The organism is Azospirillum sp. NS33, from assembly GCF_059703765.1.
The window spans coordinates 200,605-224,545 of sequence record NZ_BAAKJB010000001.1; the positions used below are offsets into that span (position 1 = coordinate 200,605).

The following is a 23,941-nucleotide window of genomic DNA, read 5'->3' on the forward strand; positions in this document are numbered from 1 at the left end:
ATGGCCGACCATTACCTGTGGATCAAGCTGGTCCACATCGTCAGCTCCACCGTCCTGTTCGGAACCGGGCTGGGCACCGCGTTCCAGATGCTGGCGGCCCACCGCGGCGGCGATGTCCGCGCCATCGCCGTGGTCGCCCGCAACGTGGTGTGGGCGGACTGGCTGTTCACCACCCCGGCGGTGGTGGTCCAGCCGGTCAGCGGCGTGCTGCTGGCGCTGGCGGCCGGCTACGGCGCCACGGAGTCCTGGTTGCTGGCCTCGGTGCTGCTCTACCTCGTCGCCGGCGCCTGCTGGCTGCCGGTGGTGTGGATGCAGATCCGCATGCGCGACCTCGCCGCCGCCGCCGCCGCGCGCGGCACCCCCCTGCCAGCGGCCTACCATCGCCTGGCGGGGTGGTGGTTCACCCTGGGCTGGCCGGCGTTCACCGCCCTGGTGGCGGTGTTCTATCTGATGGTCCAGCGCCCGGTCCTGTGGTGACGCGCCGGCCGGCCGCCGCCGCGGCGGTCGGTGCGGCGGGCGGTGCGGCGGTGTCGGCCACGGCGGCGACCAGCCCCTCCTCGATCCAGCCCCGCAGCAGGGCGGCGGCGCGGACCGCCGCCGCGTCGGCGCCATGGCGGCCGGCGAGACGCTCGCACAGGGCGGCGAACGACGCTCCCGCCCCGGCGGCGGCCAGGACCTCGCCTTCGTCGGCATCCAGGGAGCGGTAGAGGGTCCGGTCCGACGGCCGCCACACCACCCAGCGCAGCGGCGCGTCGAGGCGGCGCGGCGGTGGCGGCGCGGCGTCGCCGGCCAGCAGGCCGCGCCAGCTGTCCACGACGCTCCATTGGAGGTCGAGGAGGCGGGCCGTCGGCACCAGGGTCAGCGCCATCGCGCCCCAGCGCTCCGGCGGCACCGCGGCCACCGCGGCGAGGTCTGCGGGCGCCGCGTCCGGGCCGTCGAACGCCGTGCCGACCGCCCACTCGAAGGCGGCAAGCTCGGCCAGCCAGGGGTCGGCGGACCAGGGAGCGTTGCCCGCCAGGAAGGCGGCGAGGCGGTCGCCGAACCACCGGATGGACGGGGTGCTGGACGGACAGGCCGCGGCGTAGGCACGGCCCAGCGCCTCGAACCCCGCGTCCCCCAGGGCCGCGTGCAGGGCCCCGTGGTTCTCCCGCAGGGCGCCCAGCAGGCGCGCCCCGTAGGCGCCGCGGTAGACGGCCAGGCGTGCCGCCGCGTCGGCCCTCCCGCCGGCCGCAACCAGCGCGACCGGCCCGTCGGGGCCGTCCGGCCGCCCGCGCAGCCACGCGCCCAGCCGCGCCTGGGCGTCGGCCAGACCGGTCACGCCACCGCCTCGGCCGCCGCCTCGCCCCGGGCCGCCTCCGGCGCCGCCTCGCCCCAGGCCGCGACTCCCAGGGTGGCCGTGGCGACCGCCCTGGCCTGGTCCAGCTCGGCCACCAGCTCCTCCAGGGGCGGGATGGCGTCGTCGCGCTCGATCATGCTCGGCACCGGACCGAACCGCCGCAGCGCCGCGGCGTAGAGGTCCCAGACCGGGTCGATGACGGCGGCGTCGTGGGTGTCGATGCGCAGCGGCCCGTCCACGCTGTGGCCGGCGAGGTGGATCTGCCGCACCCGCCCCGCGGGGATGCCGTCGAGGTAGGCGAGCGGGTCGAATCCGTGGTTCCAGGCGCTGACGAAGACGTTGTTCACATCGAGCAGGATCAGCGCGTCGGCGCGGTCCACCACCGCGGCGAGGAACGCCCATTCCGGCATCGCCGAGGCCTGCCAGTCGAGATAGCTGGAGACGTTCTCCAACAGGATCTGCCGGCCCAGCGCATCCTGCACCCGGGCCACGCGGTCGGCGACGTGGACCACCGCCTCCTCGGTGTGGGGCAGCGGATAGAGATCGTGCAGGGTCGTCCCGGCCGCCGCTGTCCAGCAGAGATGGTCGGACAGCCAGGCCGGCGCGATGCGGTCGGCGAGGGCACGCACCGCGCGCAGATAGCCGTGGTCGAGCGGGTCGGTGCCGCCGATGTTGAGGGCGACGCCGTGGAACACCACGGGCCAGTCCGCCCGCACCCGCTCCAGCCAGCGCAGGGGCTGCCCGCCGGGGCCGAGATAGTTCTCGGTCAGCGCCTCGAACCAGTCGACGCGCGGGCGCGCCTCGGCGATGGCGGCGTAGTGGGCCGGCCGCAGGCCGAGGCCGAACCCCCGCACCGCCCCGTCGTCGCACGCCCGCGCCACCGCCTCAGCTCCCCTGCACGGTGCCGCCGGCCTTGGTGCAGTCGGCGGCGGTGCTGGTGGTGACCCAGCCATGGCCCTTGCAGGCGTTCAGGCCCTTGCACTCGTTCATGGCGGTCTTGCACTCGCCATGACCCTTGCACGCGTTCGCGCCCACGCATTTGACGCCGTCGGCCGCTGCGGCGCTGCCGGCGGTGCCGGCCATGGTCGCCAGGGCGCCGGCGGAGAACAGGGCGGCCGCGGCGGCGGCGATGACCAGGCCGGACGACACGGACGCCGGCTTTTCGATGTGCGACATGAGGCCTTCTCCCAAGACGGGTTGCAACACGGGAAGGGTAATCTCGTTTCCGATCACCCACCCTTCACATCTCGATGATGTCGCGGTGAGGACGGGAGGCGGCCGAGGCTTGGCGCGAGGGGTGTCGCCCCCTTACACTTCGCCCCCCACCACCCAGGACCCTCCGCATGCCGCGCACCGAGCTGTTCCCACCCATCGAGCCGTTCGAGACCGGCCGGCTTGCGGTCGACGACCTGCACACGATCCATTGGGAACAGTGCGGCAACCGGAGCGGCGTGCCGGTGGTGTTCCTCCACGGCGGCCCCGGCGCCGGCTCCTCCCCCACCCACCGCCGCTTTTTCGACCCGGCCCATTACCGCATCGTCGTGTTCGACCAGCGCGGCGCCGGCCGGTCGACGCCGCTGGGCGAGGTGCGGCGCAACACCACCGACCTGTTGATCGAGGACATCGAGACCCTGCGCCGCCACCTCGGCGTCCAGCGCTGGCTGCTGTTCGGCGGCTCCTGGGGCTCGACCCTGGCGCTGGCCTATGCCGAGGCCCACCCCGACCGCTGCATCGGCCTGGTCCTGCGCGGCATCTTCCTGATGCGGCGGACCGAGATCGACTGGTTCCTCTATCACATGCGCGTGATCTTCCCGGAGGCGTGGTCGTCCTTCTCCACGTTCATTCCCGAGGCCGAGCGTGCCGACCTTCTGGAGGCCTATTGGCGCCGGCTGGACAGCCCCGACCGCGCCGTGCGCATGGCGGCGGCCCGGTCGTGGAGCATGTACGAGGGCGCCTGCTCCTCGCTGCTGCCGTCGCCCGACCTGATCGCGGCGTCGGGCGAGGACAACCACGCCCTCGGGCTGGCCCGCATCGAGGCGCATTATTTCCGCGCCAACCGCTTCGCGCCGGAGGACCGCTTGCTGCGCGAGGTCCCGCGCATCCGCCACCTGCCGGGGGTCATCGTCCAGGGCCGCTACGACGTCGTCTGCCCGATCGTCTCCGCGGACGCGCTGCGCCGGGCCTGGCCGGAGGCCGACTACCGCATCGTCCCGGACGCCGGCCATTCGGCCATGGAGCCCGGCATCCGCACCGCGCTGGTCCAGGCCACCGAACGCTTCAAGGACCTGCGGTAGGGGCGGGCGGGCGCGGCGCATGCCGACCATCCGCGGGGCACGCCGGTTCGCCCAACGGGCCGCTTGCCTATCCCTTGTGGTCCGCGTATAACCCCACGCTTCAACGGGCGGCGAGGCCGGGCCGAAGCGCCCGGGGCATGCCCACCCGCCCCGTACAGACCCCTGACTTGAGGACGAAAATGCCCAAGCTGAAGACCAAGAGCGGCGCCAAGAAGCGCTTCAAGGTGACGGGAACCGGCAAGGTCCGGGCCGCGGCCGCCTTCAAACGTCACTGCCTGCAGCAGAAATCCTCCAAGATGAAGCGGCAAGCGCGCGGCATGATGACCCTGGCCGAGCCGGATGGTCGCATCGTGCTGAAGAACTGGCTGCGCAACGCCTGATCCCCGAGGAGATCTGAACCATGGCACGTGTCAAGCGGGGCGTCACGACGCACGCCCGTCACCGTAAGATCCTGAAGCTGGCCAAGGGCTACCGCGGCCGCAACTCCACCTGTTTCCGGATCGCCGTCGAGAAGGTCGAGAAGGCGCTTCGCTACGCCTACCGCGACCGCCGCAACAAGAAGCGCGATTTCCGCGGCCTGTGGATCCAGCGCATCAACGCCGGCGTGCGCCAGCACGGCCTGACCTACTCGCGCTTCATCAACGGCATCAAGCTGGCCGGCATCGAGATGGACCGCAAGGTGCTGGCCGACATCGCCGCGCGCGAGCCGGACGCCTTCAAGGTCCTGGTCGACCAGGCCCAGGCCGCTCTCAGCGCGAAGGCCGCCTGACCCGACGCCTCGCCTCGAGGCCGGGTCCGCACGCCTGACAGTCCAAGGGAGCCGGTCCTCGGGGATCGGCTCCCTTTTTTTCGCGTTGGCCCCACCCCATCGCCAGCCGGGGGGCACCCCCGCCAGCGGAGCGACGAAGACCATGCCGGAAGCCCTGAAGAACGACCTGCTGACCCTCGTGACCCAGGCGCCCGACCTCGCGGCGCTGGAAGAGGTCCGGGTCGCCGCCCTCGGCAAGAAGGGCCGCATCACCGGCCTGATGAAGGCGCTGGGCGGCCTCTCCCCCGACGAGCGGCGCGAGCGCGGTGCCGCCCTCAACGCGCTCAAGGACGAGATCGGCCAGGCCATCGACGCCCGCAAGGCCGACCTTCAGGCGGCCCACCTCGCCGCCCGTCTGGAGGCCGAGCGCGTCGACGTGACCCTGCCGGTGCGCCCCGAAACGGCCGGCCGCATCCACCCGATCAGCCAGACCGTCGACGAGCTGGTGGCGATCTTCGCCGAAATGGGCTTCTCCGTGGCGGAAGGGCCGGACATCGAGGACGATTTCCACAACTTCACCGCCCTGAACTTCCCGCCCGGCCACCCCGCGCGGGACATGCACGACACCTTCTACCTGCCGGACCGCGCCGACGGTGCCCGCATGCTGCTGCGCACCCACACCAGCCCGGTGCAGGTGCGCACCATGCTCAACGCCAAGCCGCCGATCCGCATCATCGCGCCGGGGCGCACCTACCGCTCCGACTACGACATGACCCACACCCCGATGTTCCACCAGGTGGAGGGGCTGGTCATCGACGAAGCCACGCACATGGGCCACCTCAAGGGCTGCCTGATCGACTTCTGCCGCGCCTTCTTCGACGTCGACGACCTGCCGCTGCGCTTTCGCCCCAGCTTCTTCCCCTTCACCGAGCCGTCGGCCGAGGTCGACATCGGCTGCTCGCGCAAGGGCGGCGAGCTGAAGCTGGGCAATTACGGGGACTGGCTGGAGATCCTGGGCTGCGGCATGGTCCACCCCAACGTGCTCGAGGCCTGCGGCATCGACAGCACCCGCTACCAGGGCTTCGCCTTCGGCATGGGGATCGAGCGCATCGCCATGCTGAAATACGGCATCCCCGACCTGCGCACCTTCTTCGAAGCGGATCTGCGGTGGCTGAAGCACTACGGCTTCGTGCCCCTCGACATCCCCTCGCCCGCGCACGGCCTGACCCGCTGAAGGAGCCGGTTCCATGAAGTTCACGCTGTCCTGGCTGAAGGACCACCTGGAGACCGACGCCGCGCTCGACACCATCGTCGAGCGGCTGACCGCGCTCGGCCTGGAGGTCGAGGGGGTGGAGGACCGTGCGAAGGCGCTGGCCCCCTTCGTCGTCGCCCGGGTGGTCAGCGCCGACAAACACCCCGACGCCGACAAGCTGCGCGTGCTGAGCGTCGACACCGGGACCTCCACGGTCCAGGTGGTGTGCGGCGCCCCCAACGCGCGGGCCGGCATGAAGGGCGTCTTCGCGCCCGTCGGCACCTACGTGCCGGGCGCCGACCTGACCCTGAAGAAGGGGGTCATCCGCGGCGTCGAGTCCAACGGCATGATGTGCTCGGAGCGCGAGTTGCAGCTCTCCGACGACCACGAGGGCATCGTTGATCTCCCGGACGACGCCCCCGTCGGCACGCCCTTCGCCGCGTACGCCGGGTTGGGCGATCCCGTCATCGACGTGGCCCTGACCCCCGACCGCGCCGATTGCGCCGGGGTGCGCGGCATCGCCCGCGACCTCGCCGCCGCCGGGCTCGGCCGGCTCAAGCCGCTCGACGCCGGACCGCTCGACGCCACGCCGGTTGCCGGCGGCTTCGCCAGCCCGGTCGGCGTCGCCATCGCGGTGCCCGACGCCTGCCCGCTGTTCGTCGGCCGGCTGATCCGCGGCGTGCGCAACGGCCCCTCGCCCAAATGGCTGCAGGACAAGCTGACGGCCATTGGCCTGCGCCCGATCTCGACCCTGGTCGACATCACCAACTACCTCACCTTCGACGCCGCGCGCCCCCTGCACGTGTTCGATGCCGCCAAGCTGGACGGCGGCATCCTGGTTCGCATGGGGCGCCCCGGCGAGTCCTTCCGGGCGCTGAACGACCGCGACTACGATCTCGACGCCGACATGGTGGTGATCGCCGACCAGGGCGGGCCGCTGGGCCTGGCCGGAATCGTCGGCGGCGAGTCGACCGGCTGCACCGAGGCCACCACCGACGTCTTCGTCGAGGCGGCGCTGTTCGACCCCGTGCGGGTCGCCACCACCGGGCGGCGCCTGGGGGTCGACTCCGACGCCCGCTACCGCTTCGAGCGCGGCGTGGACCCCGCCGCGGTGGTCGACGGGATGGAGCGTGCCACCCGTCTGATCCTGTCCCTGTGCGGCGGCGAGCCCTCGGAGCTGGTCATCGCCGGCGCCGAGCCGGACTGGCAGCGCCGGATCGCGTTCCGGCCGGCGCGGGTGAAGGCGCTGGGCGGCGTCGACCTGCCGCGCGACGCCCAGACGCGGATCCTGGCGGCGCTGGGATGCGGCCTTCGCGAATCCGAGGACGGCACGCTGTCGGTGACGGTTCCGTCGTGGCGCCAGGACATCCACGGCGAGGCCGACCTGGTGGAGGAGGTGCTGCGGGTGCACGGCTTCGACGCCATCCCCGCAACCGCCATGGAGCGCACCGGAGTCGTCCCGAAGCCGGCGCTGACGCCCGCCCAGCGCCGCGTCGGCCTGGCCAAGCGGACGCTGGCGGCCCGCGGCATGTGCGAGGCGGTCACCTGGTCCTTCCTGTCCGGCGCGGTGGCGGCACGCTTCGGCGCGACGGACCCCGGGCTGCGCCTCGTCAACCCGATCAGCGCCGACCTGGACGTCATGCGCCCCTCCGTCCTGCCGAACCTGATCCAGGCGGCGGGGCGCAACGCCGACCGCGGCTTCGCCGACGCCGCCCTGTTCGAGGTCGGGCCGGCCTACCGCGATGCCTCCCCGACCGGCCAGGACCTGGTGGCGGCCGGCGTTCGCACCGGCAACGCCGCACCGCGCCACTGGAGCGGCCCGGCCCGCGGCGTCGACGTCTACGACGCCAAGGCGGATGCCCTGGCGGTGCTGGAGGCGGCCGGCGCCCCCGCCGCCAGCCTCCAGGTCACCACCGACGCCCCCGGCTGGTATCACCCCGGCCGGTCCGGGACGTTCCGCCTCGGACCGACCGTGCTGGGCCGCTTCGGCGAACTGCACCCGGCGGTGCTGGACGCCCTCGGCGTGAAGGGCCCGGTGGTCGGCTTCGAGGTGGTGCTCGACGCCGTTCCCATGCCCAAGCGCAAGGGGGGCACCGCCAAGCCGCTGCTCCAGCTCTCGGCCTTCCAGCCGCTGGTGCGCGATTTCGCCTTCCTGGTGGACGCCGCGGTCGACGCGGACCGCATCGTCCGTGCCGCCAAGGGGGCCGACAAGGCGCTCGTCCGCGAGGTCGGCGTCTTCGACGTCTACCAGGGGCCGGGCGTGGAGGACGGGCGCAAGTCCGTTGCCATCGCCGTGTCTCTGCAGCCCGTCGACCGCACCCTGACCGACAAGGACATCGAGGAGGTCGGCCAGCGGATCGTCGCCGCCGTCGCCAAGGCCACCGGGGGCACCCTGCGCGGCTGAGCGCCGGCGGTTCCGGGCGGCGTCGGCCGCCGTCCATCCGTTCCGGGCGGCGGCCCCCGCCCATCCGTTCATATGCCATAAGGACGGATTGAGCAGGCGGCCGGCGTTCCGCTAAAGCGGGTCGGGGTGGCGGACCAAACGCCGCGCCCGCCTCGTGGAATTGGGAGACAGCATGGGCAATCCGGACAGCGGACGCCTGATCGTGGTGGTGGACGACGACCCGTCCATCGTCGAGGGCCTCGCCATGATTCTGGACACCTGGGGCTACGACGTGGTCACCGCGCACTCCGTGGGCGATCTCAAGGGCCGCCTTGCCGACCTCCCGGCGGTGCCGGCGCTGGTGCTGGCCGACCATTTCCTGCCCGAGGGCCGCACCGGGGCCGAGGCGGTGGCCCTGGTGCGCGATCATTGCGCCGCCCGGATTCCCGCCATCGTGCTGACCGGCGACACCACGCCGGAACGCCAGAACGAAGCCGACGCCGCCGGGTGCCGGCTGCTGCACAAGCCCGTCCTGCCCAACGCGCTGCGCAGCGCGCTGGAGGAGATGATCGCCTGACGGATGGGGACGCCGGCGCCGCACGGCGCCCGGATCAGGAGGCGCCGCACGGCGCCCGCATCAGGAGGCGCCGCACGGCGCCCGCATCAGGAGGCGCCGTCCGGCGCCCGCATCAGGAGGCGCCGTCCGGCGCCCGGCCGCCCGTGCGCCAGGGCGGGAACACCAGCGTCATGATGGTGCCCCGGCCGGCCACGCTGTCTGTGTCCAGCCGGCCGCCGTGCAGGTCGACCAGCCGCCGGGTGAGCGGCAGGCCGAGCCCGGTGCCCACGTGCTTGCGGTTGAGGGCGCTGTTCACCTGCCCCCACGGCTCCATGGCCTGGGCCAGCTCCTCCGCCGTCATCCCCACCCCGGTGTCGGCCACCGACAGGCGGACGCCGCCGTCGTCGGAGCAGGCCCCGCCCAGCGTCACCGTTCCGCCGGCCGGCGTGAACTTCACCGCGTTGGACAGCAGGTTGAGCAGCATCTGCCTCAGCTTGCGCTCGTCGGCGTAGAGCGGCGGCAGGTCCCTCGGCAGGGCGTTGGCGAGCTGCACCCGCGACCGCGCCGCCCGTTCGGTCAGCAGGCGGACGCAGCCGTGGCCGACCCGCACCGCGTCCACCGCCCCTTCCTGCAGGTCGAGCTTGTCGGCCTCGGCCTTCGAGAGGTCGAGGAGGTCGTTGATCAGCTCCATCAGGTGCCGCCCGCTGTCGACGATGTCGCCCGCGTATTCACGGTAGAGGTCGCTGCCCAGCGGCCCGACCATCTCCTGCTGCAGGATCTCGGCGAAGCCCATGATGGCGTTGAGGGGGGTGCGGATCTCGTGGCTCATGTTGGCCAGGAACGCCGTCTTCGCCCGGTTGGCCGCCTCCGCCGCGGCGCGGGCCACCTCCACCTGGCGTGACCGGAGGTCGGCCTGCTCCACCGAGGACGCCATGAGGTCCATCGCCGAGGCGACGCCGCGGTAGCGCCCGCCGTCGGTGATGGCGAAGCCGCCGGCCAGGGCCTCCGGCTTCTCGGCGATGCGCTGGCTCACCTCGCCCAGGGTCAGCGACGCCTCGACCACCAGCGGCGACGGATTCATCAGCAGGCGCACCGGCCGCCGGGCGTAGAGATCGCGCATCAACGGCTTGGCGAAGGTGGTCAGCAGCTCCGCCCGATCGACCATGCCGATCACCCGGTCCCCCTCGACCACCGCCAGGGCATGGAGGGAGGGAGCCGTGACGAAGCGGTCGAACACCGCCTGGCCGAGGCTGTCGGGAGGCACCGGCGGCTCCGGCCGGATCAGGCGCGCAGCCGTGAACGCGGCGTCCTCGTCGAAGGCCACCGGGATCTCGCTCACCGCACCGGTGCTGCCGGCGCCTGGGGCATCGAGGACGTCCACCGCAGAGTTCCGCCTCTCACCGGAAGATCCTTCCCGGTCGATCATCGCGGCACCCTACCACCCCTTTGTGACGAATTCGCGGGTGGAGCGGCGGAATCACTCGTCGGCGGTGACCTGCACGTCGATGGTCATGCCGAGGAAGCTGTTGGGCGCGCCGAACCACGTGCCCGACAGGGGGATCGCCTGGGCGGGATCGCGGGTCACCGCCACCCGGATGAGGTTCTGCCCGCCGACGATCCCGTTGGTCGGGTCGAACTCCACCCAGCCCGCCCCCGGCAGATAGACCTGCATCCAGGCATGGGTGGCGCCGCCGCCAACCCAGCGCCCGCCGTCGCGGGCGGGGTCGTAGAGATAGCCGGACACGAAGCGGGCCGCGAACCCGAGGCTGCGCACCGCCTCCATCATCAGCAGGGCGAAGTCTCGGCAGCTTCCGCGGCGGCTGGTGAGGGTCGACACCGGGTCCTGCGTCCCCTCCTCGTCGCGCGCCGCGTAGGTGAAGGAGTCCTTGATCGTGCGGGTCATCCGGGTGAGCAGGTCCAGCGTCCCGACGGCGCCGTCGTCGCCCTGGACGAACTCCTTGGCCCAGGCGTCCACCAGGTGCTCGGGGTCGGGGTAGTGGCGTTCCATCGTCCGCCCGAGATCGGGCACCTCCTCCGCCGAGTAGCTGAAGGGGAAGGTGCTGGCGTATTCCTCCACCGGGAAGGCCGGCGATTCCGGGGAGAACGGCTCCAGCCGGATGTGGCTCTCGACCCTGAGCTCCGACGCGTCCTCGGCGAAACGCGCGATGGCGATGGAATTGCCGAAGACGTCGTGCATCCATCGCACCTCCGCCGGCGGGCTCATCACCAGGAGAGTTTCCACCAGGCGCAGATCATGGCTGTCGCGCGGGCGGAACATCAGCCGGTGCTCGCCCAGGCTGACCGGCTCGCTGTAGCGGTAGACGGTGGTGTGACGCACGGACAGGACGGTCATCGTCGAAGGTCCCTTGGAAGCGGGTGCGGGGGCCGGCCCATTGGACGGCGGCCACCCAACGCGGGTGTTTGAGAATGGTTCCGTTCGCTCTATCTTTAGCGGGGGACTCGGCCTTGCCCCTCCCGCCCGCGGGCGGCATAAGAATAGGGTCAGGAAGGGTTGGGAATACACAGCTATGTCCTCGCGCATCGAAGATATCTGCGCCCAGAAGGGACTCAAGATGACCGACCAGCGGCGCGTGATCTCGCGCGTGCTGTCGGAGTCCACCGATCACCCGGACGTCGAGGAGGTGCACCGCCGCGCCATCGCGATCGATCCGCGGATCTCGATCGCCACGGTGTACCGCACCATGCGCCTGTTCGAGGACGCGCAGGTCATCGAACGCCTCGACTTCGGTGACGGCCGCGCCCGCTACGAGGAGAAGAAGGACGAGCACCACGACCACCTCATCAACCTCGAATCCGGTGAGGTGGTGGAGTTCACCAACGACGAGCTCGAGCGGCTGAAGGAAAACATCGCGCGCGAGCTGGGCTACCGCCTGGTCGGCCACCGGCTCGAGCTGTACGCCGTGCCGCTGGGACGCAGCGGCCAGGACAACGGCCCCAATTGACCGGGCGCCGCGTCCCGTCACCGCACCGGCCGGCCGCCCCGGCGGGGTAGCTCGCGGCGGATCCCGGTGGCGCGGGCGGGGTGCGCCGGCTGCGTCCCTGGCCGGCCGGGGCCGCGGCGGCCATGTGCAGCGGCGACGGAATCGATCGCGACGGGAACCCGAAGCACATGGACACGATGGACCAAGACGACCTCGCCCGCCGGCTCGACGGGCTGGAAGAGCGGGTGCGGCGGCTGGAGCAGCACACGGCCGCCGTCTTCAACCAGATCACGGCCCTGCGCGAGGGGCTGGAGGAGGCGCTCGGCGACCTCCTGGAGCAGGACGATCCGCCGGCCGAGGGGGACCGCCCGGCCACCCGGCCGCTGGGCTTCCGGCACTGAGGGCACCGGCGCGTTTTTGCCTGCCGTGCCGACCCGATTCTGATACACAACCGCCATGGCGACCCTTGCCCCATACGACCCGGCGCCGGACGGCGCGGCCATAAATCCGGCGCCGGACGGCGCGGTCATCACCCCGGCGCCTGCCGACGCGCATGCCGCGCCGGGTGGTGGCGTGGCCTTTTTCGACTTCGACGGGACGCTGATCCACGGCGACAGCCTGGTGATGTTCGTGGCCGAGGTGATCGGCCGGCGTCGCGCCCACCTCGCCCTGGCCGACGCCATCCGCTCGGCCTGCCACCGCCATGTGCGCGGGCGCGGCCCGGGATGCGATTTCCCCGGCTCGGTCAAGGCGATCTTCCTGAAGCGGACACTGCGGGGCCTGCCGCTGGACGCCGCCGCCGCCGCCGCCGACCGGCTCGCCCGCCGGCTGCGCTGGTACCAGCCGACCCTCGACGCGCTGGAGGCCCATCGCCGGGCCGGCAGGCGCGTCGTCGTCGCCACCGGGGCGCTCGACGTCTACATGCCGGCGCTGCTGCGCGGGATCGGCATCACCGACCTGCTGGCCACCGGCATGGAGGTGGCGGACGGCCGCCTCACCGGGCTCTTGAGCACCGGCAACTGCGTGCGCGCCGACAAGGCCACGCGGGTGCGCGCCTGGCTCGCCGCCCACGGACCGTTCGCGGAGACCTGGGGCTATGGCAACCACCCCAGCGACCGCCCGATGCTGGCCCTTCTCGACCGCCCGATGGTGGTGCGCATCCGCTGAGCGGGGCGCCGCGGGCGGCTTTGTCGCATGGTCTCCCGTCGTCCGCCCGTGCTAAGCAGCGCCGAAGCCAAACGGGCGGGGGACGCCGCGGTGTTCAGCATCGACCTGCCGGACGGGCAGCCGGACGGGGACGTTCGATGGGCGGTGGTCGGCGACGGCGATCCGGACCACCGCGCCATCCTGGCCCGCCAGCTCAGGGACCGCGGCTACCAGGTGGCCGAGGCGGCGGACGGGTTCCAGGCGATGGCGCTGATCGGCGAGCGGGAGCCCGTCGTGGCGGTGCTGGAACGCACCCTGGCGGGCTGCGATGGCGATCGGGTGGCGGCGCTGGCCGGCATGCTGCACCCGGCGACGCGGATCATCCTCACGGCGGGCCCGGCCGACGGCCTCCAGGGCGACGCCGTCCCGGTGCTGGTGCGCCCCGTCGCCGCCGCGGCCCTGGACCGCTGCCTGGCCGAGCTGGTGTAGCGGCGCGACGCGGTCGGCCCCCGCTGGCCGGCCCCCGCTAGCCGGTCACCGCCACCGCCGTCCCCACCCGCAGGCCGAGGTCGCGGCCGGCGTGCCCGCGGTTGACCGCGATCTCCACCAGCCCGCTGGAGTTCTCGTACCACAGCGCCTCGCCCACCGGGGCGTCGCCGAAGGTGCGCGCCCGCGGGATCGCCCGTCCGGCGGCGTGCAGCACGGCACCCGGCGGCACGGCGGACGCCCTCAGCCCGGTCATGGCGTTGCCGTAGACGTCGACGTAGACGATGGCCGGGAGATCGTCCGGCCAGTCCGGCCGGGCCGTCGCGCGGGGGTCGAGCACGGTGGCGGGGACGTCGCCGCCCATGGCCAGCCGGGCCGCCACCGGTGCGAACAGGTCGCGCCCGTGGAAGCTGGCGGACAGGCGGGGCGGCCGCCAATCGATCCGCCGCACCCGCACCACCGCGGCGCGGCGCCGCACCAGCTCGAACAGGCCGTTGTCGGGGCCGACGAAGCGCCGCCCGTCGGCGTCGACCACCAGCGCGCGGCGGTCGCCCCCGACGCCGGGGTCGACCACGCAGACGAACACCGCGCCCTCGGGAATCTCCGGCGCGTAGGTGGCCAGCAGGTAGGCCGAGGCCCGCGGATCGAACGCCGGGGCGTCGGCGAGCAGGTCGACCACGGGAACGCCGGGAGCCTCGACCGCCAAGCGGGCCTTGAGCTGTCCGGTGTAGGGGCCGGCGACCCCGAAATCGGTGAACAGCACGATCATGGTCGCGCCTCCCTGCGATGCCCTCGGACCGCCCGATCATACCACCGGAGGCGGCGGCCGCGACCGCCGCGACCGCCGCCTCCGCATCCTTCTGGCGCGAACTTTCTTGCCCTGCCGCCACGGCGTTCGGATTAGGATCGGCCGGTCCCCGGGGGCGAGCAAAGGATGCGCGATGACGTTTCTGTTCGCGAGCAGATGGCACCGTGAAGTGAAGCTGCTCGCCGGCGCCCTGGTCGTCGCGAGCCTCGGGCACGCCGTCTTCGACACCCTCGACGGCTCCGGCTGGGAGGCCGTGTGGGCGGTGACGGGCTCGCTGACGGCCTTGCTTCTTCTGATGATGCTGCTCCACGCGGAGGCCGCGGCCCGCAGCGCGGCCCAGGCGAACGCCGACCTGGCGGCGAATCGGCTGAGCGAGGCGATCGGGACGATCAACGAGGGCTTCGCCCTGTTCGACGCGGACGACCGGCTGGTCACCTGCAACGAGCCCTTTCGCGCCTTCTACGCCATGAGCGGCCCGATCACGCCGGGAATGAGCTTCCGCGACCTGCTGCGGGCGGGCACCGAGCGCGGCCAGTACGCCGACTGCGGTGCCGCCGACGCCGAGGCCTGGCTGGCCGAGCGCATGCGCCATCACCGCATCCCGACACGAGCCCTCGAGCAGCGCCTCGGCAACGGGCGCTGGCTGAAGGTGAACGAGCGGCGCACCGCCGATGGCGGGTTCGTCGGCATCCACTCCGACATCACCGAGCTGAAGCGCCGCGAGGCGGAGCTTCTGGAAAGCGAGGAGCGGTTCCGCAAGCTGTCCGACGCCGCCACCGACGCCATCCTGGTCCACGAGAACGGCATCCTCGTCGACGCCAACCGGGCCGCCGTGGCCCTCACCGGGCGCCCGCTGGACCAGCTGATCGGCCTGCCCCTGCTGGCGATCGTGGCGCCGGAGGATCACGACGTGGTCCGCCAGCGTCTGGACGAGCGCCAGGACTCCGCGTTCGAGCTCGCCTGCCGGCGTCCCGACGGTGAACGCCGGATCGTCGAGGGGGAGACCCGCCAGACCACCGATCACGGCCGTCCCGTGACCATCGTCTCGGCCCACGACATCACCATCCACCGCAACGCCGAAGCGCAACTGCGGTTGGCCAAGGAACAGGCCGAACAGGCCAGCCAGGCCAAGTCCGACTTCCTGCGCATGATCAGCCACGAGCTGCGGACGCCCCTGAACGGCGTGCTCGGAACCATCGGCCTGCTGCTGGACGGACCGCTGGGCGAGGAGCAGCGGCTGTTCGCCCAGACCGCGCGGGAATCGGGCGAGGTGCTGCTGACCATCCTCAACGACATTCTCGACCTGTCGAAGATGGAGGCCGGCAAGCTGTCGCTGGAATCCAACCGTTTCTCGCCGGTCGACGTGGTCGAGAGCGCGGTGGGTCTGCTGGCGGCGCGGGCCAACGCCAAGGGCATCGCGCTGGCCGCCTGCGTGCCCGGCGATCTGCCGGTGGCGGTGCGCGGCGACGCCGGGCGGCTGCGCCAGGTGCTCCTGAACCTCGTCGGCAACGCGGTCAAGTTCACCGAAACCGGCGGCGTCGCCGTCACCGTCGCCGCGGCCGGCGACGGCGACGTGTTCGACGGGCGCGCGCTGCGCGACGGTGACACGGTGGCCCTGCGGTTCGACGTGGTGGACACCGGCATCGGCATCCCCGTGGAGGCTCAACCCGCCCTGTTCACCGAGTTCACCCAGGTCGACCCCATGCTGTCGCGCCGCTACGGCGGCACCGGGCTCGGGCTGGCGATCTCCAAGCGCCTGGTCGAGGCCATGGGCGGCAGCATCGGCTTCGACAGCGGCCCGGGGCGGGGCAGCCGCTTCTGGTTCGTGGTTCCGTTCGAGCGCGTGCCCGGCGCGGCCGAGCCGCCGCCGCTCGCCGGCCGGCGCATCCTGCTGGCCGATTCCCAACGGGTCAGCCGCACCACCCTGGCGGCCCAGCTTCGCTCGTGGGGGGCCGCCGTCACCGAATGCGAGTCCGCCGCCAGCGCCGCGGGCGCGGCCGACGCCCACGACACGGCGCTGATCGACGCCAACGCACTGCCGTCCGGCAGCGCCGACCTGACCACGCTGGCGCAGGCGCTGCGCAGCGGCGGCGTGTCCCGGCTGGTCCTGATGGCGCTGGTCGGGCACGCGGTGGACGCGCACGGCTTCGACCTCGCCGCGGTGGTGGTCAAGCCGATCCGCCAGACGCGGCTGCTCGCCGCCATGGGGGTGGGCGCCGTCGCGCCGGCGCCCCCGCCCCCGGCGGAGCCGCTCGCGGTGGGGACCAACGGGCGCCGCATCCTCCTGGCCGAGGACAGTCCCACCAACCAGATGGTGGCCGTGGCCTTCCTCAAGGGGGCGGGGTACCAGGTGGACGTCGCCGCCAACGGCGTGGAAGCCGTCGAGGCGGCGCGGACCCTGCCCTACGACCTCGTCCTGATGGACATCGCGATGCCCGAGATGGACGGGCTCGACGCCACCCGGGCGCTGCGCGCCCTGCCGCCGCCCGCCGGCGCCCTTCCCATCATCGCCATGACCGCCGACGCCATGGCCGGGGATCGCGAACGCTGCCTGGCCGCGGGGATGGACGACCACCTGCCCAAGCCGGTCGACCGGGTGCGCCTGCTGCAGACGGTCGCCCGCTGGATGCGGGCCCCCGCCACCCCGCTGGCGGCCACCCCCCCGCCAGCCATCCCCGGTGCGGCCATCCCCGGTTCGGACACCCCCGGGGCGGCGGCCGCCCGCGCGGCGGAGGCGGACACCGAGGAGCCGGTCCTGGACGACGGTGTCCTGGCGCAGCTCACCGCCGACCTCGAGGCCGATCTGGTGGCCGACCTGGTGCGCCAGTTCGTGGCGGAGACGCGGGCGCGCGCGGCGCGCATCGCCGCGCCGAGCGCCGACACCGACGCCTTGCAGCGGGAGGCGCACACATTGAAAAGCACGGCCGGGACCTTCGGCGCACGGCGCCTGGCGCAGCGTGCGCGCGACCTGGAACTGGCGTGCCGCAGCGACGATCGGGAGTCCGTCGCCGCGTTGCAGACGGAGGTGTCGGCGCTGGCCGCCGCCGCCGAGGCGGCCTATCGGGCGCGGGGCATGCTCGACGGGGATGATGGAATCGCCGATGGCGGCGCGCATGGCGGCGGCGGCGCGCGAAGCCGCCCGGGCGCCCCGGGTGCCTCCTGAGCGGCCGGCTGGATCCTAATCGACGACAAGGATGTTGACGGCGGCGTCCTTGCCGTTGTTGCCGCGCGCCACCTCGAACTGCACGCGCTGGCCCTGCAGCAGGCCGCGCAGCCCCGACCGCTGCACCGCGGTGACGTGGACGAAGACGTCCTTGACGCCGCCCTCGGGCTCGATGAAGCCGTATCCCTTGGTCGTGTTGAACCACTTGACGGTGCCGGTGGCCATTGAGCGTTCTCCCTGCTCCGTGGTCGGTGGGCGGGCACTGCCGACGCGAGGCGTTCGCCGGGAACGCGGCCGCAACACCGGCGGAACGGCCCGAGGCGCGATCATCGGGACCAGGCGGTGGCCACGGGTTGTGGCCACGGAGCCCCAAGGACGGCGACCGACCGAGGCTAAACGCGGGCGTGACCGCCCGGCAATAGGGATTGCCGGACTATGCCGAAGGACCGATTGCACGACGGAAAGAAATACGCCGAAGCGCGGCAAGGTCAGGGGCGGGCCGCCACCTGCCGGCGGTCACGACGATGCGGGAGCGAAACGGTCGGCGCCTTGCCGTTCACATCTTCCCTTCGGCTTGCCAGGCCAAGCGCTTGCGGTAGATGGTCGAGGCGCTGATGCCGAGAAGGGCGGCGGCGCGCGGAATGTTGCCGTCGCAGACCGCGATGGCGTTCTCGATGGTCTCCTTCTCCACCTCCCACAGCGGCTTGATGGCGCGCGGGCCGGACGGCGGTGGCACGGCCGCCGCGGCGGCCGGGGCCGGGGCGGGCGGAACCGCCGCCGTGGCGCCGGGCGCGATCGGCGGGGGGAGCATCGCCGGGGTGACGGTGTCGCCTTCGTGGAGGACGACGATGTTGCGGATGACGTTCTGCACCTGGCGCACGTTGCCCGGCCAATGATAGGTCCGCAGGGTCGATTCGACCTCCGGGGCGAACTGGAGGAATCCCTTCCCCTCCTCCTTGGCGTAGTCGAGGAGCAGGTGGCGGGCGATGTCCACCATGTCGTCCTCGCGCTCGCGCAGGGGTGGCAGGTGGATCGGGATGACGTGCAGGCGGTAGTAGAGATCCTCGCGGAAGCGCCCCTCCTCGACCTCGACCAGCGGGTCGCGGTTGGTGGCGCAGACGATGCGCAAGTCGACCTTCTCCAGCCGGGTGCCGCCGACGGGCATGTAGGTGCCGGTCTGGATGAAGCGCAGCAGCTTGGTCTGCAGGTTCGCCTCGAGCTCGCAGATCTCGTCCAGGAAGAGCGTGCCACCGTCGGCCCGCCCCGCCGCCCCCTCGCGATCGGACACCGCACCGGTGAAGGAGCCCTTCACGTGACCGAAGATCTCGCTCTCCATCAGGTCCTTGGGGATGGCCCCGCAGTTGATGGCGACGAAGGGGCGGTCGCGCCGCGGGCTCTGGCGGTGGATGGCCTCGGCGCAGACCTCCTTGCCGGTGCCCGATTCCCCGGTGATGAACACCGTCGCCTTGGAGGACGCGGCGCTGTCGATGATGCGGTAGACCGCCTGCATGGTCAGCGACGTGCCGATGAAGCCGTGGAACCGGGCGCGCGCGAGGTCGCCCTGCCAGGTGTCGACGATCTGGGACAGCCGCAACCGCTCCATGGCGTTGCGCACGGTGATCGTCAGGCGGTCGGCGGAGAACGGCTTGACCAGGAAATCATAGGCGCCGTGGCGCATCGCCTCGACCGCCACATTGACCGAGCCGTGGGCGGTGATGATCACCACGGCGCAGGGAAGCCCCTGGGATTCGACATGCTTGAGCACGTCCATCCCGTGCATGTCGGGAAGCTGGAGGTCGAGCAGGACGATCCGCGGCACCCCGTCGCCCAGCACGCCCAGCGCCGCGGCGCCGGTGTCGACGGCGACCACGGGGTAGCCGTCCTTCTTCAGGTACTCGGCATAGACCCGTGCCAGAGACGGCGTGTCCTCGACGAGCAGAACGGTTGCGGCAGTGGCGTCCATGGGGTCCGGGATGGGAGAAAGGTCGATCGACGGGACACGCGGCAAATGCCAGCATTCACGCACTAGTGTACCACAGTCGTGAAGGATTCCCTAACCTTCGACTACGAACTGTTTGATTTGCCGATCAAAGCGCGAACCCGCCACGGATCATAGCCCGCCCGGCCCGGCCTGCCAGTGCGGCGGGATGCGATCGGCGCTTGTCCATTCCGCCGTGATGGAATATCTGAATTCCACAAGCCCGTTCGTAAATCCTGTGCCGAGGTGTGGCGTGAGCGATCGTGGGGACGTGCCCGGCGCGATGATGGCCGGCGCGATGGCGCCGGAACCGCTGCGGGGACGGCGCATCCTCCTGGTGATCGCCGGGGGCATCGCCGCCTACAAGTGCCTGGACCTGATCCGCCGCCTGCGCGAGCGCGGCGCGGCGGTGCGTGTCATCCTGACGCGGGCGGGGGCCCAGTTCGTCACGCCGCTGTCCCTCCAGGCGCTGACCGAGGACACCGTCTACCAGGACCTGTGGTCGCTGACCGACGAATCGGCGATGGGCCACATCCGGCTGTCGCGTGAGGCGGACCTCGTGGTGGTGGCACCGGCCACCGCCAACCTGCTGGCCCGCATGGCCGCGGGGATGGCCGACGACCTCGCGGCCACGGCGCTGCTGGCCACCGACAAGCCGGTTCTGGTGGCGCCTGCCATGAACGTCCGGATGTGGCTGCACCCGGCGACCCAGGCCAACATGGCGCTGCTGGAGCGCCGCGGCGTGCGGCGTGTCGGCCCCAACGAGGGCGCGATGGCCTGCAACGAGCACGGCCCCGGCCGCATGGCCGAGCCGATGGAGATCCTGGCGGCGATCGCCGCCCATTTCGCGGCGCCTCCGGCCGCCGCCGGTGGAGCGGTGCCCGGTCGGCTGCCGCTGTCCGGGCGCCACGCCCTGGTGACCTCCGGCCCGACCCACGAGCCCATAGACCCCGTGCGCTACATCGCCAACCGCTCCTCGGGCAAGCAGGGGCACGCCATCGCCGCGGCGCTGGCGCAGCGCGGCGCCCGGGTGACCCTGGTGTCGGGGCCGACCCGCGAACCCGATCCCCCGGGCTGCACGGTGGTGGCGGTCGAGACGGCCCGCCAGATGCTCGACGCCTGCCTGGCCGCCCTGCCCGCCGACGTGGCGGTGTGCGCCGCCGCGGTCGCCGACTGGCGGGTGGCCGACGCCGCGCCCGAGAAGCTGAAGAAGGACGGCGGCGGGCCCCCGGTGCTGGCGCTGACGGTGAATCCCGACATCCTCGCCGCCCTCGCCGGCCGCCCGCCGGCGGCGCGCCCCCGCCTGGTGGTCGGCTTCGCCGCGGAGACCGAGCGCGTGATCGCGCACGCCCTGGCCAAGCGGGCGCGCAAGGGCTGCGACTGGATCGTCGCCAACGACGTCTCGCCGGCCACCGGCACCTTCGGCGGGGCGGAGAACACCGTGCACCTGATCCGCGGGGACGCGGTGGAGTCCTGGCCCACCATGGGCAAGGACGCCGTCGCCGCACGCCTCGCCGACACCATCGCCGCGCATCTGGAGAGAGAGGTTCCGTGACCGCCGCCTGCGTATCCGTGCCCGTCGTGCGCCTGCCGCACGGCGATGGCCTGGCCCTGCCCGCCTACGCCACGCCCCACGCCGCCGGGCTCGACCTGCTGGCCGCGGTGGCGGCCCCGCTGGTGCTGGCGCCGGGCGGCCGCGCCCTGGTGCCGACCGGCCTGGCGATCGCCCTGCCCGACGGGTACGAGGCCCAGGTCCGCCCGCGCTCCGGCCTCGCCCTCAAGCACGGGGTCACCGTGCTCAACAGCCCCGGCACCGTCGACGCCGATTACCGGGGCGAGGTCGGCGTGATCCTCGTCAACCACGGCGACCGGCCCTTCACGGTCGAGCGCGGGCAGCGCATCGCCCAGCTCGTGGTCGCCCGGTGCGAACGGGTCGCCTGGTCGGACGCCGCGGCCCTGCCCGACACCGCGCGCGGCGCCGGGGGATTCGGCTCGACCGGCCAGTTCAGCCAGGAAACGACGTGATGTTGCGCATCTCGAAGAAGCTGATGTTCGCCATCGAGGCGGTGCTGGACATCGCCTACAACGCCGGCACCGAGCCGGTGCAGTCCGGCGAGATCACGCGGCGCCAGGGCATCCCCAAGCGGTATCTGGAGCAGGTGCTCCAGCAGCTCGTGCGCGACGGTGTGCTGGACGGCGTGCGCGGACCGCGCGGCGGCTACCGGCTGGCGCGCGAGCGGCGGCGCATCACGGTCGGCGAGATCGTGCGCATCGTGCGGGCCATGGAAACCGCCGGCGACCCCATCGAGGAGCCGGCCGGGTCGGTCCTCGGCCACCAGGTGGTGCGGCCGCTGTGGGCGGAGTTGCAGGACGACTGCATGCGCCGCCTCGACGCCGTCACCATCGAGGACCTGTGCATGCGGGCGCGCAGCGCCGGGGTCGAGAGCGAGACCGAGGACCGCATCGACTTTAGCATTTGAATCCCCGCCGGCGCGGAGTATCTTCATGCGAAGGCTGTGAAAACCCGGTATTTCACGAATGTTAGGGGGAGAATTATGGCCGATCCAGAGCGCCGTGGCCCGGAGTTCCGCGGCCGGGTGTACGACAGCATCCTCGAGACCATCGGGGCGACGCCGCTGGTCCGCGTCCGCCGCCTCGCCGAGGACGCCGGCGTGCAGGCCGACATCGCGGGCAAGTGCGAGTTCTTCAACCCGCTGGCCAGCGTCAAGGACCGCATCGGCAGCGCCATGATCGAGGCGGCGGAGCGCGACGGGCGCATCACGCCCGGCCGGACGACGCTGGTGGAGCCGACCTCGGGCAACACCGGCATCGCGCTGGCCTTCGTCGCCGCCGCCAAGGGCTACCGGCTGATCCTGACCATGCCGGAGAGCATGTCGATCGAGCGGCGCAAGATGCTCAAGCTGCTGGGCGCCGAGCTCGAGCTGACGCCGGCGGCGGAGGGCATGAAAGGGGCCATCCGCAAGGCGGAGGAGCTGCTGGCCACGCTGCCCGACGCCTTCATGCCGCAGCAGTTCAAGAACGCCGCCAACCCCGAGATCCACCGCACCACCACCGCGCAGGAGATCTGGAACGACACCGACGGCACGGCCGACATCCTGATTTCCGGCGTCGGCACCGGCGGGACGCTGACCGGCGTGGCCAGCGCGCTGAAGGCGCGCAAGCCCGGCTTCCAGGCGATCGCGGTCGAGCCCGAGGACAGCCCGGTGCTGTCGGGCGGCATGCCCGGCCCCCACAAGATCCAGGGCATCGGCGCCGGTTTCGTGCCCGACATCCTGGAAACCGGCTTGATCGACGAGGTGGTGCGCATCTCCAACCAGCGCGCCTTCGAGACCGCCCGCAAGGTGGCAAGGCTGGAAGGCCTGCCGGTGGGCATCTCCTCCGGTGCCGCCCTGGCGGCGGCGCTCGAGGTCGGCGGCCGACCGGAGAACGCCGGCAAGCTGATCGTCGCCATCCTGCCGTCCTTTGCCGAGCGCTACCTGTCCACCGCCCTGTTCGAAGGGCTGGAGTGACCGGGCCGCCCGCCCCACCGGGGGCGGGCGCAGCGGTCCGGCGACACGGAAAAGCCCCTCCGCCGGCCGGCGCGAGGGGCTTTTCCGATGGGGGCGCGGCGGCGCGGTGCGCCTACTCCTTCAAGTCCTCCCACAGCTCCTTGACCTTGGCGAAGAAGCCCTCGGACTGGGGGTGGCTGCCCTCCTTGCCCGCCTTCTCGAACTCCCTCAGCAACTCGGTCTGGCGCTTCGTCAGGTTGACCGGGGTTTCCACCACCGCCTGGATGTACATGTCGCCCCGGTGCGGGCTGCGCAGCACCGACATGCCCTTGCCCTTCAGGCGGAACTGGTGGCCGGTCTGGGTGCCCGAGGGCACGGCGATCTTGGCGCGCGACCCGTCGATGGTCGGCACCTCGACGTTGCCGCCCAGGATCGCCGTCACCATCGGGATGGGCACCCGGCAGTGGACGTTGGCGCCGTCGCGCTGGAACAGCGGGTGCGGCGCCACCGCCAGGAAGATGTAGAGGTCGCCCGGCGGCGCCCCCCGCAGCCCGGCCTCGCCCTCGCCGGCGAGGCGGATGCGCGTCCCGTCCTCGACGCCCGCGGGGATGTTGACCTGCAGCGTCTTCTCCTTGCGCTGGCGGCCGGCGCCGCCGCAGGCCTTGCAGGCGTCCTTGATGATCCGGCCCTGGCCGTGGCACGCCGGGCAGGTCCGCTCGATGGTGAAGAATCCCTGCTGCGCCCGCACCTTGCCATGGCCCGCGCAGGTCGGGCAGGTGATCGGCTGGGTGCCGGCCGCCGCACCGGAGCCGTTGCAGCCCTCGCACAGCACCGAGGTCGGCACCCGGACGGACGACTGGGAGCCCTTGAAGGCCTCCTCCAGCGTGATCTCGAGGTTGAAGCGGAGATCCTGGCCGCGGCCCGAGGCGCCGCCCGCGCCGCGCCGGCCGCCCATGAACTCGCCGAACATCTCGTCGAAGATGTCGGCGAACCCGCCGCCGAAGTCGAAGCCGCCGAAGCCGCCGGCGGCACCGCCGGCGCCGGGCCGGCCGCCCTCGAAGGCGGCGTGGCCGAAGCGGTCGTAGGCCGAGCGCTTCTGGTCGTCCTTGAGGACGTCGTAGGCCTCGTTGATCTCCTTGAACTTCTGCTCGGCCTCGGCGTCCCCGGGATTGCGGTCGGGGTGGTGCTGCATCGCCAGCTTGCGATACGCCTTCTTCAGCTCGTCGGGGCTGGCGGTCTTGGCGACGCCGAGCAATTCGTAATAGTCCTGTTTCGCCATGGGCCTTCGAGCGCCTCGCCTCTAGGAACAGCCGGTCCGGGCGGCCCCGCCGGCCGCCCTG

At 72.4% G+C, this 23,941-nt stretch carries 25 protein-coding genes; 16 read left to right on the forward strand and 9 right to left on the reverse strand.

Translation table 11 applies throughout. The features are described 5' to 3' along the window. Nucleotides 1-477: a DUF2269 family protein gene (locus AC6H2I_RS00915; RefSeq protein ID WP_497498616.1), complete on the forward strand. Its 477-nt coding sequence runs from the start codon at nt 1-3 to the stop codon at nt 475-477. On the opposite strand, the gene AC6H2I_RS00920 is transcribed toward AC6H2I_RS00915, so the two are convergent. The 3 genes from AC6H2I_RS00920 to bufA2 are packed head-to-tail and all read right to left on the reverse strand — an operon-like array spanning nt 422 to nt 2,512. Further along, a complete protein-coding gene (locus AC6H2I_RS00920; RefSeq protein ID WP_497498618.1) occupies nt 422-1,318 on the reverse strand; it encodes an HvfC/BufC family peptide modification chaperone in 897 nt (298 codons plus the stop codon). The two genes, AC6H2I_RS00915 and AC6H2I_RS00920, sit on opposite strands and share 56 nt — an antisense overlap. Further along, nucleotides 1,315-2,217 carry an MNIO family bufferin maturase gene (gene bufB / locus AC6H2I_RS00925; RefSeq protein WP_497498620.1) on the reverse strand — a complete coding sequence of 301 codons (903 nt, stop codon included), beginning with the start codon at nt 2,215-2,217 and terminating at the stop codon, nt 1,315-1,317. Before bufB ends, AC6H2I_RS00920 begins: the two co-directional genes overlap by 4 nt. Nucleotides 2,218-2,221: 4 nt before the next feature. Further along, entirely contained in the window at nt 2,222-2,512 is a 291-nt protein-coding gene (gene bufA2 / locus AC6H2I_RS00930; protein ID WP_497498622.1) for a BufA2 family periplasmic bufferin-type metallophore, read from the reverse strand. A gap of 167 nt (nt 2,513-2,679) precedes the next feature. Between bufA2 and pip the strand changes: the two genes are divergently transcribed. The 6 genes from pip (at nt 2,680) to AC6H2I_RS00960 (ending at nt 8,590) form a co-directional block, all read left to right on the forward strand. Then, the gene (gene pip / locus AC6H2I_RS00935; protein WP_497498624.1) at nt 2,680-3,630 is read left to right on the forward strand and encodes a prolyl aminopeptidase; all 951 of its coding nucleotides are present in this window, start codon (nt 2,680-2,682) and stop codon (nt 3,628-3,630) included. 179 nt (nt 3,631-3,809) lie between these two features. Continuing rightward, on the forward strand, nt 3,810-4,010 hold the full coding sequence (gene rpmI, locus AC6H2I_RS00940) for a 50S ribosomal protein L35 (RefSeq protein ID WP_497498625.1): 201 nt from the start codon (nt 3,810-3,812) through the stop codon (nt 4,008-4,010). A 20-nt stretch (nt 4,011-4,030) separates the two neighbouring features. Continuing rightward, a complete protein-coding gene (gene rplT, locus AC6H2I_RS00945; RefSeq protein ID WP_497498626.1) occupies nt 4,031-4,399 on the forward strand; it encodes a 50S ribosomal protein L20 in 369 nt (122 codons plus the stop codon). A 142-nt stretch (nt 4,400-4,541) separates the two neighbouring features. Continuing rightward, a complete protein-coding gene (gene pheS, locus AC6H2I_RS00950; protein ID WP_497498627.1) occupies nt 4,542-5,612 on the forward strand; it encodes a phenylalanine--tRNA ligase subunit alpha in 1,071 nt (356 codons plus the stop codon). Between the two features lie 13 nt (nt 5,613-5,625). Further along, nucleotides 5,626-8,034, forward strand: a complete 2,409-nt coding sequence (gene pheT, locus AC6H2I_RS00955; RefSeq protein WP_497498628.1) for a phenylalanine--tRNA ligase subunit beta — start codon at nt 5,626-5,628, stop codon at nt 8,032-8,034. A gap of 172 nt (nt 8,035-8,206) precedes the next feature. Beyond that, the gene (locus tag AC6H2I_RS00960; protein ID WP_497498630.1) at nt 8,207-8,590 is read left to right on the forward strand and encodes a response regulator; all 384 of its coding nucleotides are present in this window, start codon (nt 8,207-8,209) and stop codon (nt 8,588-8,590) included. 112 nt (nt 8,591-8,702) lie between these two features. On the opposite strand, the gene AC6H2I_RS00965 is transcribed toward AC6H2I_RS00960, so the two are convergent. After that, nucleotides 8,703-9,950 carry an ATP-binding protein gene (locus tag AC6H2I_RS00965; protein WP_497498631.1) on the reverse strand — a complete coding sequence of 416 codons (1,248 nt, stop codon included), beginning with the start codon at nt 9,948-9,950 and terminating at the stop codon, nt 8,703-8,705. 96 nt (nt 9,951-10,046) lie between these two features. Further along, nucleotides 10,047-10,922, reverse strand: coding sequence for a transglutaminase family protein (locus tag AC6H2I_RS00970; protein ID WP_497498632.1), 876 nt, complete (start codon nt 10,920-10,922; stop codon nt 10,047-10,049). Between the two features lie 175 nt (nt 10,923-11,097). Between AC6H2I_RS00970 and AC6H2I_RS00975 the strand changes: the two genes are divergently transcribed. The 4 genes from AC6H2I_RS00975 (at nt 11,098) to AC6H2I_RS00990 (ending at nt 13,146) form a co-directional block, all read left to right on the forward strand. Next, nucleotides 11,098-11,532, forward strand: coding sequence for a Fur family transcriptional regulator (locus AC6H2I_RS00975; RefSeq protein ID WP_497498633.1), 435 nt, complete (start codon nt 11,098-11,100; stop codon nt 11,530-11,532). A gap of 167 nt (nt 11,533-11,699) precedes the next feature. Beyond that, a complete protein-coding gene (locus AC6H2I_RS00980) occupies nt 11,700-11,912 on the forward strand; it encodes a hypothetical protein (protein ID WP_497498634.1) in 213 nt (70 codons plus the stop codon). Between the two features lie 172 nt (nt 11,913-12,084). Further along, a complete protein-coding gene (locus tag AC6H2I_RS00985; protein WP_497498635.1) occupies nt 12,085-12,678 on the forward strand; it encodes an HAD family hydrolase in 594 nt (197 codons plus the stop codon). A 90-nt stretch (nt 12,679-12,768) separates the two neighbouring features. Then, entirely contained in the window at nt 12,769-13,146 is a 378-nt protein-coding gene (locus AC6H2I_RS00990; RefSeq protein ID WP_497498636.1) for a response regulator, read from the forward strand. Between the two features lie 37 nt (nt 13,147-13,183). Here AC6H2I_RS00990 and AC6H2I_RS00995 read toward each other — a convergent pair whose 3' ends face one another. Then, nucleotides 13,184-13,912, reverse strand: coding sequence for an SAM hydrolase/SAM-dependent halogenase family protein (locus AC6H2I_RS00995; RefSeq protein ID WP_497498637.1), 729 nt, complete (start codon nt 13,910-13,912; stop codon nt 13,184-13,186). Nucleotides 13,913-14,084: 172 nt separating this feature from the next. Here AC6H2I_RS00995 and AC6H2I_RS01000 point away from each other — a divergent pair, with 172 nt between their 5' ends. Next, nucleotides 14,085-17,114 (forward strand): PAS domain-containing hybrid sensor histidine kinase/response regulator, encoded by a 3,030-nt coding sequence (locus AC6H2I_RS01000; RefSeq protein WP_497498638.1) that lies wholly within the window; start codon nt 14,085-14,087, stop codon nt 17,112-17,114. 15 nt (nt 17,115-17,129) lie between these two features. Here AC6H2I_RS01000 and AC6H2I_RS01005 read toward each other — a convergent pair whose 3' ends face one another. Continuing rightward, nucleotides 17,130-17,339, reverse strand: a complete 210-nt coding sequence (locus AC6H2I_RS01005; RefSeq protein WP_497498639.1) for a cold-shock protein — start codon at nt 17,337-17,339, stop codon at nt 17,130-17,132. Between the two features lie 331 nt (nt 17,340-17,670). Beyond that, nucleotides 17,671-19,077, reverse strand: coding sequence for a sigma-54-dependent transcriptional regulator (locus AC6H2I_RS01010; RefSeq protein ID WP_497498640.1), 1,407 nt, complete (start codon nt 19,075-19,077; stop codon nt 17,671-17,673). A gap of 313 nt (nt 19,078-19,390) precedes the next feature. On the opposite strand from AC6H2I_RS01010, the gene coaBC reads away from it, so the two are divergent. The 4 genes from coaBC (at nt 19,391) to cysK (ending at nt 22,622) form a co-directional block, all read left to right on the forward strand. Beyond that, the gene (gene coaBC / locus AC6H2I_RS01015) at nt 19,391-20,647 is read left to right on the forward strand and encodes a bifunctional phosphopantothenoylcysteine decarboxylase/phosphopantothenate--cysteine ligase CoaBC (RefSeq protein WP_497499001.1); all 1,257 of its coding nucleotides are present in this window, start codon (nt 19,391-19,393) and stop codon (nt 20,645-20,647) included. Further along, nucleotides 20,644-21,117, forward strand: a complete 474-nt coding sequence (gene dut / locus AC6H2I_RS01020; RefSeq protein ID WP_497498641.1) for a dUTP diphosphatase — start codon at nt 20,644-20,646, stop codon at nt 21,115-21,117. Before coaBC ends, dut begins: the two co-directional genes overlap by 4 nt. Further along, nucleotides 21,117-21,572, forward strand: coding sequence for an RrF2 family transcriptional regulator (locus AC6H2I_RS01025; RefSeq protein ID WP_497499002.1), 456 nt, complete (start codon nt 21,117-21,119; stop codon nt 21,570-21,572). The genes dut and AC6H2I_RS01025 overlap by 1 nt, the downstream gene beginning before the upstream one ends. 75 nt (nt 21,573-21,647) lie before the next feature. After that, a complete protein-coding gene (cysK, locus tag AC6H2I_RS01030; RefSeq protein ID WP_497498643.1) occupies nt 21,648-22,622 on the forward strand; it encodes a cysteine synthase A in 975 nt (324 codons plus the stop codon). Between the two features lie 112 nt (nt 22,623-22,734). Here the strand turns inward: cysK and dnaJ are convergent, their stop codons facing one another. Then, nucleotides 22,735-23,880 (reverse strand): molecular chaperone DnaJ, encoded by a 1,146-nt coding sequence (gene dnaJ, locus AC6H2I_RS01035; protein ID WP_497498644.1) that lies wholly within the window; start codon nt 23,878-23,880, stop codon nt 22,735-22,737. Between the last annotated feature and the right edge of the window lie 61 nt (nt 23,881-23,941).

What these genes read in the sequence shown, in the direction of transcription:
- AC6H2I_RS00915 (WP_497498616.1), top strand. Translation starts at nt 1, where the DNA reads ATGGCCGACCATTACCTGTGGATCAAGCTGGTCCACATCGTCAGCTCC.
- bufA2 (WP_497498622.1), bottom strand. Translation starts at nt 2,512, where the DNA reads ATGTCGCACATCGAAAAGCCGGCGTCCGTGTCGTCCGGCCTGGTCATC.
- pip (WP_497498624.1), top strand. Translation starts at nt 2,680, where the DNA reads ATGCCGCGCACCGAGCTGTTCCCACCCATCGAGCCGTTCGAGACCGGC.
- rpmI (WP_497498625.1), top strand. Translation starts at nt 3,810, where the DNA reads ATGCCCAAGCTGAAGACCAAGAGCGGCGCCAAGAAGCGCTTCAAGGTG.
- rplT (WP_497498626.1), top strand. Translation starts at nt 4,031, where the DNA reads ATGGCACGTGTCAAGCGGGGCGTCACGACGCACGCCCGTCACCGTAAG.
- pheS (WP_497498627.1), top strand. Translation starts at nt 4,542, where the DNA reads ATGCCGGAAGCCCTGAAGAACGACCTGCTGACCCTCGTGACCCAGGCG.
- pheT (WP_497498628.1), top strand. Translation starts at nt 5,626, where the DNA reads ATGAAGTTCACGCTGTCCTGGCTGAAGGACCACCTGGAGACCGACGCC.
- AC6H2I_RS00960 (WP_497498630.1), top strand. Translation starts at nt 8,207, where the DNA reads ATGGGCAATCCGGACAGCGGACGCCTGATCGTGGTGGTGGACGACGAC.
- AC6H2I_RS00970 (WP_497498632.1), bottom strand. Translation starts at nt 10,922, where the DNA reads ATGACCGTCCTGTCCGTGCGTCACACCACCGTCTACCGCTACAGCGAG.
- AC6H2I_RS00975 (WP_497498633.1), top strand. Translation starts at nt 11,098, where the DNA reads ATGTCCTCGCGCATCGAAGATATCTGCGCCCAGAAGGGACTCAAGATG.
- AC6H2I_RS00980 (WP_497498634.1), top strand. Translation starts at nt 11,700, where the DNA reads ATGGACACGATGGACCAAGACGACCTCGCCCGCCGGCTCGACGGGCTG.
- AC6H2I_RS00995 (WP_497498637.1), bottom strand. Translation starts at nt 13,912, where the DNA reads ATGATCGTGCTGTTCACCGATTTCGGGGTCGCCGGCCCCTACACCGGA.
- AC6H2I_RS01000 (WP_497498638.1), top strand. Translation starts at nt 14,085, where the DNA reads ATGACGTTTCTGTTCGCGAGCAGATGGCACCGTGAAGTGAAGCTGCTC.
- AC6H2I_RS01005 (WP_497498639.1), bottom strand. Translation starts at nt 17,339, where the DNA reads ATGGCCACCGGCACCGTCAAGTGGTTCAACACGACCAAGGGATACGGC.
- AC6H2I_RS01010 (WP_497498640.1), bottom strand. Translation starts at nt 19,077, where the DNA reads ATGGACGCCACTGCCGCAACCGTTCTGCTCGTCGAGGACACGCCGTCT.
- coaBC (WP_497499001.1), top strand. Translation starts at nt 19,391, where the DNA reads ATGGCGCCGGAACCGCTGCGGGGACGGCGCATCCTCCTGGTGATCGCC.
- AC6H2I_RS01025 (WP_497499002.1), top strand. Translation starts at nt 21,117, where the DNA reads ATGTTGCGCATCTCGAAGAAGCTGATGTTCGCCATCGAGGCGGTGCTG.
- cysK (WP_497498643.1), top strand. Translation starts at nt 21,648, where the DNA reads ATGGCCGATCCAGAGCGCCGTGGCCCGGAGTTCCGCGGCCGGGTGTAC.
- dnaJ (WP_497498644.1), bottom strand. Translation starts at nt 23,880, where the DNA reads ATGGCGAAACAGGACTATTACGAATTGCTCGGCGTCGCCAAGACCGCC.